An 11,104-nucleotide genomic window follows, 5' to 3' on the forward strand; every position below is an offset into this window, starting at 1 on the left:
GAGCGCTGGGCCGTCTGAACCGGCCGACCGAGCCGAACCCGACCGAGCGCCGAGCCGTTCTGAACCGAGCGTCCGGAGCGAGCGAACCGTCCGGAGCGAGCGAATCGTCCGGAGTGGGCCCGGCCTCGGTGTGTGAGGTGTGCCGGGTGTGTCCGGTTCGCCTGCCGGCTCGTGGGGTACGTGAGACGGCATGACCGTCATCGGTGTGCACGCGTCGCACGAGCAGGTTCATCCGTCCGCGTTGTTGGCCGCGGTCCGGCAGGCGGAGGAGGTGGGGTTCGACGCGGCGATGAGTTCGGATCACTTCTCGCCGTGGAGTGCGCGTCAGGGGCAGTCGGCGTTCGCGTGGTCGTGGTTGGGGGCGGCGATGCAGGCGACGGGGTTGCCGTTCGGGGTGGTGAACGCGCCTGGTCAGCGGTATCACCCGGCGATCGTGGCGCAGGCGATCGGGACGTTGGGGGCGATGTTCCCGGGTCGGTTGTGGGTGGCGTTGGGCAGTGGTGAGGCGAGCAACGAGCACATCACCGGTGATCCGTGGCCGCGTAAGGAGGTGCGCAACGCGCGGTTGCGGGAGTGCGTGGAGGTGATCCGGGCGTTGTTGGCGGGGGAGGAGGTCTCGCATGACGGGCTGGTGCGGGTGGATCGGGCGCGGTTGTGGACGAGACCGGAGGAGCCTCCGCGGCTGGTGGGTGCGGCGGTGAGTGAGCCGACCGCGCGGTGGTGTGCGGAGTGGGCGGACGGGTTGATCACCGTGAACGCACCCGTGGAGCACCTGAAGCGGGTGGTGGGGGCGTATCGGGACGCGGGTGGTCGGGGGTCGTTGTACCTGCAGGTGCACCTGAGCTGGGCGGAGTCGGAGGAGGAGGCGCGGGCGGTCGCGCACGAGCAGTGGCGGAGCAATGTGTTCGGTCCGCCGGTGTGCTGGGACCTGGAGACGGCGGAGCACTTCGACGTGGCGTCGGAGCACGTGACGGCCGAGCGGGTGGCGGAGGTGGTCAACGTGTCGTCGGACCTGGGCCGGCACACCGGAATGTTGCGCGATTACGTCGACCTGGGGTTCGAAGGGCTTTTCCTGCATCACGTGGGTCGGGAGCAGGGGCGTTTCCTGGAGGCGTTCGGTGCGCGGGTGCTGCCGGAGGTGCGGGCGTGAAGCTGACCAGGACGGCGGACCTGTGGTGGAAGAACGCGGTGGTGTACTGCCTGGACGTGGAGAAGTTCCACGATTCCGACGGCAGCGGCTGTGGTGATTTCCGGGGGTTGACGCAGCGGATCGACCACTTGCACCGGTTGGGTGTGACGTGTGTGTGGTTGATGCCGTTCTTCCCGACGCCGGAGCGGGACGACGGGTACGACATCACCGATTTCTACGGCGTGGACCCGCGGTTGGGGACGTTGGGCGATTTCGTGGAGTTCGTCCGCACGGCGCGTGACCGGGGTATCCGGGTGATCGCGGACCTCGTGGTGAACCACACGTCGGACCAGCACCCGTGGTTCCAGAGCGCGCGGGAGCCGGACAGCCCGTTCCGCGACTGGTACGTGTGGCGGGACCAGCCGCCGCCGGACGCGGAGAAGGGGGTGGTGTTCCCGGACAAGGAGAAGTCGCTGTGGACCTACGACCGCAAGGCGAAGCAGTACTACCTGCACCGGTTCTACCGGCACCAGCCGGACCTGAACGTGGCGAACCCGGCAGTGCGGGACGAGATCGCGCGGGTGATGGGGTTCTGGATGGAGTTGGGGTTGTCGGGGTTCCGGGTGGACGCGGTGCCGTTCCTGTTGGAGGCGCCGATCGAGGAGCTGCCGGATCCGCACGACTACCTGGGTGACCTGCGGGCGTTCCTGTCGCGGCGCAACGGTGAGGCGGTGCTGCTGGGCGAGGTGAACCTGCCGTACGCGGAGACGATGAAGTTCTTCGGCCACAACGACGGTGTGGGCGACGAGCTGCACATGTGTTTCGACTTCATCGGGATGCAGCAGATGTACCTGTCGTTGGCGCGGCAGGACGCGGGGCCGTTGACGCACGCGTTGGGGGAGCGGCCGCAGCCGCCGCGTGACTGCCATTGGGCGACGTTCGTGCGCAACCACGACGAGTTGACGTTGGACAAGCTGACCGTGCCGGAGCGTCGGGAGGTGTTCGACGCGTTCGGTCCGGAGGAGGAGATGCAGCTGTACGGGCGGGGGTTGCGGCGTCGGTTGCCGGGGATGTTGGGGCACGACATGCGCCGTATCCGCATGGTGTACAGCCTGTTGTTCTCGCTGCCGGGGACGCCGGTGTTGTTCTACGGCGAGGAGCTCGGCATGACCGAGGACCTCGCTTTGGAGGGGCGGGAGGCGGTGCGCACGCCGATGTGGTGGGACGCGGAGGCGGAGCAGCGGTGGGATCCGGAGTCGCTGCTGGCGTGGACGCGGCTGCTCGTCGAGCGGTACCGGGAGTGTCCGGAGTTGGCGTGGGGCGCGTTCCGGGTGGTGGACACGGCGGATTCGGGGGTGTTCGCGCACCGCTGCGACATCGACGGCGGCACGGTCGTCGCGGTGCACAACCTGGCCGACCGGGATGCGGCGGTGGAGCTGCCGGAGCTGGAGGGCGAGCTGGCCGACGTGCTGGTGGACGGCACGGTCGAGGTGAAGGACGGGAAGGCGCGGATCGAGTTGGGCCCGTACGACTGCCGGTGGTTCCGCCAGGTGAGGCGGTAGCCGTCAGGTGAGGCGGTAGCCGTGGGAGGGCCGGTTGGCCATGCCGTAGCGGGGCAGGACCTCGGCTTTGCCGACGGTGACGAGGTGTTCGAGGTAGCGGCGGGCGCTGACGCGGGAGAGCCCGGCGCGGTCGCCGACCTCCTGGGCCGAGAGGTCGACGTCGGTGGTCCTCAACGCGTCCACGACGAGTTTCAGCGTCACGGGGGACAGGCCCTTGGGCAGTGCGACGCGGGGCCGGTGCTGCAGGAGCTGGTCGACCTCGTCCTGGTCGAGCCAGGGGCCCAGGCGCTGCACTTCGGTGCGGCGGGCGAGGTATTCGCGCATGCGGTCCAGGAACGCGGCGCGGGTGAACGGTTTGACCAGGTAGTGGTCGACGCCGCGGGACATCGCCTGCCGCACGGTCTCGCGTTCGCGGGCCGCGGTCACCGCGATGACGTCGATCGGCGGCCCGGGGCGGGCGCGCAGCCGGGCCAGCACCTCCAGCCCGGACATGTCGGGCAGGTGGATGTCGAGCATCACCAGGTCGGGGCGCAGCGCCTCGACCGCGCGCAGTGCCTCGCCGCCGCCGTGGGCCTCGCCGACGACGGTGAACTCCGGCAGCGACTCCAGGAAGCCGCGGTGCACGGCGGCGACGGCGAAATCGTCGTCCACGACGAGCGTGCGCACGGTCATCGGACGGCCTCCGGCAGCCACACGTCGAACGACGCGCCGCCCAGTTCCGATTCGGAGATCCTTACCCGGCCGCTGCGCCGGGTGACCACTCTGGACACCAATGCCAGTCCGATCCCTCGTCCGTGTGCGCCTCGCGGCGCCTTGGAGCTCACGCCCAGCGTGAAGATCCGTCCACGCTGGGATTCCTCCACGCCCGGCCCGTCGTCGTCCACGACGACCCGCACGCCCGACGGGTCCGACCGCACCAGGACCCGCACGGTCCCGCCGGTGGACACCGCGTCCACGGCGTTGTCGACCAGGTTGCCCAGCACGGTCAGCGCGTCGTCGCCGGTGCGGGAGTCCACGGTGGACGACGGGTCCAGCCGCAGGGCGACGCCGCGTTCGTGCGCGGTGGACGACTTGGCCAGCAGCAGCGCGGCGAGCGCGGGGTCGGTCATGGCGCCGCCGATGATGTCGGAGGTCACCGATCCGGCGCCGCCGACCCGTTCGATGTAGCGCACGGCGTCCTCGCGGCGGTCGAGTTCGACCAGGCCGCTGATGACGTGCAGGTGGTTGGTGAACTCGTGGGCCTGGGCGCGCAGTACTTCGGTGACGGTGCGCTGGCCGTCGAGTTCGCGCAGCGCGTCGTGCAGTTCGGTGCGGTCGCGCAGGGTGAGCACGATGCCGACGGGCCGGCCGTCGGTCTTGGCGGTCATCCGGTTGGCGACCAGGACGCGTTCGCCGGCCAGCACTAGCCGGTCGGCGACGTCGTCGCCGGTGCGGGCCAGGTCGAGCAGCCCGCCGTCCTCCAGCACGGCCGCGGCGGGTTTGCCGGTGGGATCCTCGGTGAGGCCGAGCAGCCGCATCGCCTCGTCGTTGACCAGGGCGAGGCGTTCGCGGTCGTCGACGGCGACGACGCCTTCGCGGATGCCGTGCAGCATCGCGTCGCGGGTCTCCAGCAGTTGGGCGATCTCGGCGGGTTCGAGCCGGAACGTGCGTTTGCGGACCATCCGGGTGACCAGTGCCGCGCCCAGCACGCCGACGAGCGCGGCGGCGGCGAGCCAGCCGATCAGCCGCGGCAGGTCCTCGGCCAGGTCGGCGGCCAGCGCGCTTTCCAGGATGCCGACCGAGGCCATGCCGATGATGTCGCCCGACGGCGACCGCACCGGCACCTTCGCCCGCAGCGACGTGCCCAGGGTGCCGGTCTCGGTGCCGACGAACACCTGTCCGGACAGCGCGGTGCTGGGGTCGGTGGAGACCTTCTCGCCGATCCGGTCGGGGTCGGGGTGGGCGTAGCGGACGCCGTTGCGGTCGGTCACCACGACGTAGGTGACGCCGGAGGCCTTGCGGATCAGTTCCGCCAGTGGCTGGATCGTCGCCGGGGGGTCCGGCGAGTCGAACGCCTCGACCACCGTGGGCAGCCGGGCCACGCTTTCGGCCACCGACAGCATCCGGTCCATGTACGACTCGCGGATCCGGTCGCTCTGCAGTTTCGCCGCCAACAGCCCGGCCGCGCTGGTGGTGGCCAGCACGATGACGACCTGCAGCACGAGCAGGGTGACGCCGAGGGGGATCGAGCGGCGACGCATGGCCCGCATTCTTACCTGTGAGCCCGACCACGACCAAAACGACCAATACGGCCCTTACGACCTTTGCCCGTCCCCGCGCCGGTCGTGCTCCTACCGTTCCCGCGCACCGGAGCGACGGCGCACCGGGCTTGGCCGGCAGGCCGAATTGGTGTTTGTGGTGGAGGACCCGATGGCAGGACAGCACACCCGACTTCTCGCGGCCGTGGCGGCCGCGAGCCTGGTACTCGCGGGGTGTGGGGGCGGCGGCAGCAGCGCGGCGGGCGAGGTCGGCAGGCTGGAGATCATGGTCCCGGCCGACCCCGGCGGCGGCTGGGACCAGACCGGCCGCGCCATGCAGGCGGCGATCACCGGCGCCAAGCTGGCGGACTCGGTGCAGGTCAGCAACGTCGGCGGCGCCGGCGGCACGGTCGGCCTGCAGAAGATCGCGAACGAGCGGTCCGAGGACTACCTGATGGTCACCGGCCTGGTGATGGTCGGCGCGGTCGAGACCAACGGCGTGGACAAGCGGCTGGAGGACACCACCCCGATCGCCCGGCTCACCGCCGAGGAGGAGGTGGTCGTGGTGCCCGCCGACTCCCCGTACAAGACGATCGAGGACCTGCTCACGGCCGTGGACCAGAAGGGTCAGGGCGTGTCGATCACCGGCGGCTCCGCCGGCGGCACCGACCACATCCTGGCCGCGATGCTGCTGCAGGCCAAGGAGATCGACCCGTCCAAGCTCAACTACGTGCCCTACTCCGGTGGCGGCGAGTCGCTGGCCGCGCTGCTGGGCGGCAAGGTCGACGCGGGCATCTCCGGTGTCGGCGAGTACCTGGAGCAGATCAAGGCGGGCAAGCTGCGCGCCCTGGGCACCTCCGGTTCGCAGGAGCACCCCGAGGTCAAGGCGCCCACGTTCAAGAACCTCGGCACGGGCGTGGAGCTGATCAACTGGCGCGGTGTGGTGGCGCCCGGGTCGATCTCGGTCGCGGCGAAGGACAAGCTGGTCAAGCTCGTCACCGACATGCACGCCAGCCCGCAGTGGCAGGAGGAGCTGAAGAAGAAGGGCTGGGCGGACACCTTCCTCACCGGCCACGACTTCTCCACCTTCCTCACCGTCGAGATCGGCCGCATCAAGCCGGTGTTGCAGGAGATCGGCCTGGTCAAGTGACCTCGTCCGACACAGTCCCGGGCCCCGACACGCCCTCGGGCACAGCGTCGGTCCCGACCTCGGCGAAAGTCGAGGAGTACGTCTTCGGTGGCCTGGTCGTGGCGCTCGGGGTGTTCACCCTGGTCGACGCGACCACCATCACCGCGCGCGGCCCGCTGGGCTCGGTCGGGCCGCGCGCCTTCCCCTACGCGGTGGGCGCGCTGCTGGTGGTGACCGGGGTGATGGCGATCGTCGCCACCCTGCGCGGCCGGCTGGGCCCCGCCGAGGACGCCGAGGACATCGACACGTCGGTGCGCACCGACTGGGCGACCGTGGCGAAACTGGTCGCGGTGCTGGTCGCGCACCTGGCGCTGATCGACCTGGTCGGCTGGCCGGTCGCGGCGATGGTGCTGTTCTTCGGCGCGGCGTGGACGCTGGGCGCGATCTGGTGGAAGGCGCTCGTCGTCGCGGTCGTGCTCGCGCTGGTCGTGCAGGTCGTGTTCGCCTCCGGGCTGGGCCTGTCGCTGCCCGCCGGCGTGTTCGAGGGGGTGCCACTGCTCGATGGGTAACCTCACCGCGCTGCTGGAGGGCTTCGCGACCGCCGCGCAGCCCGAATACCTGCTCTACGCCCTGCTCGGCGTCACCCTCGGCACCGCCGTCGGCGTGCTGCCCGGCATCGGCCCGGCGATGACGGTGGCGCTGCTGCTGCCGTTGACCTACTCGCTGGAACCCACCGCGGCGCTGATCATCTTCGCCGGCATCTACTACGGCGGCATGTACGGCGGGTCGACCACCTCGATCCTGCTCAACACGCCGGGCGAGTCGTCGTCGATCGTGACCGCGCTGGAAGGCAACCGGATGGCCCGCGCCGGGCGGGGCGCGGCGGCGCTGGCCACCGCGGCGATCGGGTCGTTCGTGGCGGGCACCATCGCCACGATCCTGCTCACCGCGCTCGCGCCCACCATCGCCGACCTCGCGGTGACCCTCGGCCCGGCGGACTACGTCGCGCTCATGGTCGTCGCGTTCACCACCGTCGCCGCGCTGCTGGGCGCCTCCCCGGTGCGCGGGCTGGCGTCGCTGGGCATCGGCCTGTTCATCGGCCTGGTCGGCACCGACACCCTCACCGGGCAGCAGCGGTTCACCCTCGGCGTGCCGACGATGTCCGACGGCATCGACGTGGTCGTGGTCGCGGTCGGCGTGTTCGCCGTCGGCGAGGCGCTGTACGTGGCGGCCCGGATGCGGCACGGCCCGGTCGAGGTCGTGCCGGTCGGCGGGAAGTGGATGACCGCCGAGTTCTGGCGGCGGTCGTGGAAGCCGTGGCTGCGCGGCACGCTCATCGGCTTCCCCATCGGCACGGTCCCCGCCGGCGGCGCGGACGTGTCCACGTTCCTGTCCTACGCGGCGGAGAAGAAGCTGGCCAAACGGCCCGAGGAGTTCGGCAAGGGCGCCATCGAAGGCGTCGCCGGTCCGGAGGCCGCCAACAACGCCGCCGCGGCCGGGGTGCTGGTGCCGCTGCTGACACTGGGCCTGCCCACGACCGCCACGGCCGCGGTGATCGTGGCCGCGTTCCAGAGCTACGGCATCCAACCCGGGCCGCTGCTGTTCACCAACAACTCGGCCATGGTGTGGGCGCTGATCGCGTCGCTCTACATCGGCAACGTGATGCTGCTGGTGCTCAACCTGCCGCTGGTGAAGATCTGGGTCAAGGTGCTGCAGATCCCGCGCCCCTACCTGTACGCGGGCATCCTGCTGTTCGCCGCGCTGGGCACCTACGCGGTGAACTTCGTGGTGGACGACCTGATCGTGCTGATGGTCATCGGCGTGGTCGGGTTCTTCATGCGGCGCCACGGCTACCCCGTCGCGCCACTGGTCGTCGGCCTCATCCTGGGACCGATGGCCGAGGAACAGGTGCGCCGCACCCTCCAGATCAGCCAGGGCTCACTGTCCGCGCTGGTCACCAGCCCGTTCGCCGCGGTCGCCTACAGCATCCTCGCGGTCGTGCTGGCACTGGCGATCGTCATGCGCGTGCGCCGCAGGATCACCCGACCGGTCGACGCACCACAGCCCTGACCCGACCCCTCTGCCGACCGCCATCGGGGGCGGTCGGCAGGGAGACGGCACACCGCACCACCGCACGAGAGGGCCCTCCGCCGGCGCGTCCACGCGACGCGCCGCGGCGGAGCCCGAACCGGCAGCCGAGGGCCACCGCGCGCGACGAGGGGCTGCGCGTGACGGCGACAAATCCTCCCGGCCTGACCCAAGTGGGCTTAGATGCTTGCGGAATCTCGACGCCGCACGTGAAGATATCCGCGTCCCGGCCCTGTCGACCGAAGGATTTCCATGACTTCGCCGTACGGTCTGCACCGCGTCCTCGAACCCGCCGGGGTGCTGCCGCAGCAGGCGTGGCGACTGGACGCCTCCCCGGACTGCGGCCCGGACGAAGTCGTGGTCGACGTCGCGCGGCTCAACCTCGACGCCGCCTCCTACCGGCAGCTGCGCGAACAGCACGGCGTCGCCGGGGTGCGGCAGGCGGTGCTCGACATCGTCGCCTCGCGCGGCAAGATGCAGAACCCCGTCACCGGATCGGGCGGGATGCTGCTGGGCACCGTCCGCGCCGTCGGCGCGTCCTCACCCCTCGGGCTGCGCGTGGGCGACCGCATCGCGACGCTGGTGTCGCTCACCCTCACACCGCTGCGCATCACCGACGGCCTCGCCCGCTGGGACGGCACCGACGAACAGGTGCCGTGCGAGGGCACCGCGGTGCTGTTCGGCCGGTCCATCGCCGCCGTGCTGCCCGACGACCTGCCCGCGCAACTCGCCCTGTCCGTGCTGGACGTGTGCGGCGCGCCCGCGTTGACCGACCGGGTCGTGCGCCGCCGCGACGCGCCGTCCGTGCTGGTGCTCGGCGGCGGAGGCAAATCCGGGTCGCTGTCCCTGGCCGCCGCCCGCCGCGCCGGCGCGTCCCGCCTCGTCGCCCTCGTGCCCACCGAACGCGAGGCCACCGCGGTCCGCGACGCCGGACTGGCCGACACCGTGGTCGTCGCCGACGCCCGCGACCCCCTCGCCGTCGCCGACGCGGTCGGCGACAAGGCGGACGTCACCGTCGTGTGCGTCGACGTGCCCGGCTGCGAACACGGCGCCATCCTGGCCACCGCCGACGGCGGCACCGTGGTCTTCTTCTCCATGGCCACCTCCTTCCCCGCCGCCGCCCTGGGCGCCGAAGGCCTCGCCGCCGACGTCGAAATGCTCGTCGGCAACGGCTACGTGCCTGGTCACGCCGCCTTCGCCCTGGACCTGCTGCGCGCCGAACCTGCCGTGCGGGCCCTGTTCGAGCACAGGCAGACTCAACAAGCGTGACTACAGTGAACGGCGTCCCGGCGTCGACGAGTACCTCGACGCGTCTGCTCGTGGGGGGACGCATCCACTCCCCGACCACACCCGACGCCACCGCCATGGCGATCACCGACGGCACCGTGGTGTGGCTCGGCCAGGACTCCGTCGGCCGCACCCTGCACCCCGACGCCGACATCGTCGACCTCGACGGCGCGTTCGTGGCCCCCGCGTTCGTCGACGCCCACGTGCACGCCACCTCCGCCGGCCTCCTGCTCACCGGCCTCGACCTCACCGGCTGCCGCACCCTGGCCGACCTGCTCGACGCCGTGCGCGCCGCCGACGGCCCGCTGATCTGGGGCCACGGCTGGGACGAGACCCGCTGGCCGGAGAACCGCCCGCCCACCAGGGCCGAACTCGACACCGCCGCCCGCGGCGCACAGGTCTACCTGTCCCGCATCGACGTCCACTCCGCGCTGGCCTCCACCGCACTGGTCGACCTCGCCCCCGCCGCCCGCGACGCCGACGGCTGGTCACCCGACGGCCCCCTGTCCCGCGCCGCCCACCACCACGTGCGCCGCGCCGCCAAGGACGCCATCCCCGTCGCCCGGCGCCGCGCCGCGCAACAGGCGTTCCTGGCCCACGCCGCGTCACGCGGCATCGCGTCGGTGCACGAGTGCGCCGGCCCCGACATCTCCGGCCTCGACGACCTGGCCGACCTGCTCGCCACCGACACCCTCGACGTCGTCGGCTACTGGGGCGGCCTCGACCCGGTCGACCTGCCCGTGCGCGGCCTCGCGGGCGACCTGTTCGTCGACGGCGCCCTCGGCTCCCACACCGCCGCCCTGTGCTCCCCGTACGCCGACGCCGACACCTCCGGCGCCCTCTACCTCGACGCCGACGCCATCGCCCGGCACCTGATCACCTGCACCGAAGCCGGGCTGCAGGGCGGCTTCCACGTCATCGGGGACGCCGCCGTGGCCGCCGTCGTGGAAGGCTTCGGGAAAGCCGCCGCCGCCGTCGGCGTCCCCGCGCTCGCCGCCCGCCGCCACCGCCTCGAACACGTCGAGATGATCACCGCCGAGCAGGCCGCGAAACTCGGCTCCTGGGGCGTGGTCGCCTCCGTGCAACCCCTGTTCGACCACGAATGGGGCGGCCCCGACGGCATGTACACCCGGCGCCTGGGCCCGGAACGCGGCACCGCGCTCAACCCGTTCTCCCGGCTCGCCGCCGCCGGCATGATCCTCGCCCTGGGCTCCGACGCCCCCGTCACCGCCGTCGACCCGTGGGCCGCGATCAAGGCCGCCGTCCACCACCGCACCGACGGCCACGGCATCTCCCCGAGAGCCGCGTTCAACGCCCACACCAGGGGCGGGTGGCGCGCCGCCGGCGTCGACGACGGCGTCACCGGCACCCTCCAGCCCGGCGCGCCCGCCACCTACGCCGTGTGGGAAGCCGGGGAACTCGAAGTCGCCGCGCCGGACAGCCGGGTGCAGCGCTGGTCGACCGACCCCCGCTCCCGCGTCCCCGCCCTGCCCGCCCTCGACGGCCCCGCCCCGACCTGCCTGCGCACCGTCCTGCGCGGCCGCACGATCTACGACAAGGACGCCCGATGAACCCCGCCGCCCCGGCGCGGGACCTGCCGCGACGGACCCCCGCGACGGCACGGGGGACCGGACGTCCGGCCCGGCCCGACCACGTAGAACAGGAGTGAGCG

General features: G+C 71.9%; 9 protein-coding genes. 7 read left to right on the plus strand and 2 right to left on the minus strand.

Annotated elements, in window-relative coordinates:
• The first annotated feature begins 190 nt into the window (after positions 1–190).
• Both ALI22I_RS23635 and ALI22I_RS23640 read left to right on the plus strand, forming a co-directional pair.
• On the plus strand, positions 191–1,150 hold the full coding sequence (locus tag ALI22I_RS23635; RefSeq protein WP_077007736.1) for a TIGR03885 family FMN-dependent LLM class oxidoreductase: 960 nt from the start codon (positions 191–193) through the stop codon (positions 1,148–1,150).
• Positions 1,147–2,691, plus strand: a complete 1,545-nt coding sequence (locus ALI22I_RS23640) for an alpha-amylase family protein (RefSeq protein WP_077007737.1) — start codon at positions 1,147–1,149, stop codon at positions 2,689–2,691. The genes ALI22I_RS23635 and ALI22I_RS23640 overlap by 4 nt, the downstream gene beginning before the upstream one ends.
• Positions 2,692–2,694: 3 nt before the next feature.
• Here the strand turns inward: ALI22I_RS23640 and ALI22I_RS23645 are convergent, their stop codons facing one another.
• Positions 2,695–3,363: a response regulator gene (locus tag ALI22I_RS23645; protein WP_077007738.1), complete on the minus strand. Its 669-nt coding sequence runs from the start codon at positions 3,361–3,363 to the stop codon at positions 2,695–2,697.
• A complete protein-coding gene (locus tag ALI22I_RS23650) occupies positions 3,360–4,931 on the minus strand; it encodes an ATP-binding protein (protein WP_238598529.1) in 1,572 nt (523 codons plus the stop codon). The genes ALI22I_RS23645 and ALI22I_RS23650 overlap by 4 nt, the downstream gene beginning before the upstream one ends.
• A 169-nt stretch (positions 4,932–5,100) precedes the next feature.
• Here ALI22I_RS23650 and ALI22I_RS23655 point away from each other — a divergent pair, with 169 nt between their 5' ends.
• The 5 genes from ALI22I_RS23655 to ALI22I_RS23675 all read left to right on the plus strand — a co-directional run bounded on the left by ALI22I_RS23655 (position 5,101) and on the right by ALI22I_RS23675 (position 11,003).
• A complete protein-coding gene (locus ALI22I_RS23655; protein ID WP_077007956.1) occupies positions 5,101–6,078 on the plus strand; it encodes a Bug family tripartite tricarboxylate transporter substrate binding protein in 978 nt (325 codons plus the stop codon).
• On the plus strand, positions 6,075–6,626 hold the full coding sequence (locus ALI22I_RS23660) for a tripartite tricarboxylate transporter TctB family protein (protein ID WP_077007740.1): 552 nt from the start codon (positions 6,075–6,077) through the stop codon (positions 6,624–6,626). Before ALI22I_RS23655 ends, ALI22I_RS23660 begins: the two co-directional genes overlap by 4 nt.
• Complete coding sequence (locus ALI22I_RS23665) at positions 6,619–8,127, plus strand: tripartite tricarboxylate transporter permease (RefSeq protein ID WP_077007741.1); 1,509 nt, start codon at positions 6,619–6,621, stop codon at positions 8,125–8,127. Before ALI22I_RS23660 ends, ALI22I_RS23665 begins: the two co-directional genes overlap by 8 nt.
• Before the next feature lie 270 nt (positions 8,128–8,397).
• Positions 8,398–9,414, plus strand: coding sequence for an L-erythro-3,5-diaminohexanoate dehydrogenase (locus ALI22I_RS23670; protein ID WP_077007742.1), 1,017 nt, complete (start codon positions 8,398–8,400; stop codon positions 9,412–9,414).
• Positions 9,411–11,003, plus strand: coding sequence for an amidohydrolase (locus tag ALI22I_RS23675; RefSeq protein WP_083751964.1), 1,593 nt, complete (start codon positions 9,411–9,413; stop codon positions 11,001–11,003). The genes ALI22I_RS23670 and ALI22I_RS23675 overlap by 4 nt, the downstream gene beginning before the upstream one ends.
• Positions 11,004–11,104 lie beyond the last annotated feature (101 nt).

Origin of the sequence: Saccharothrix sp. ALI-22-I, from assembly GCF_001984175.1 — a bacterium.
Lineage (GTDB): Bacteria > Actinomycetota > Actinomycetes > Mycobacteriales > Pseudonocardiaceae > Actinosynnema.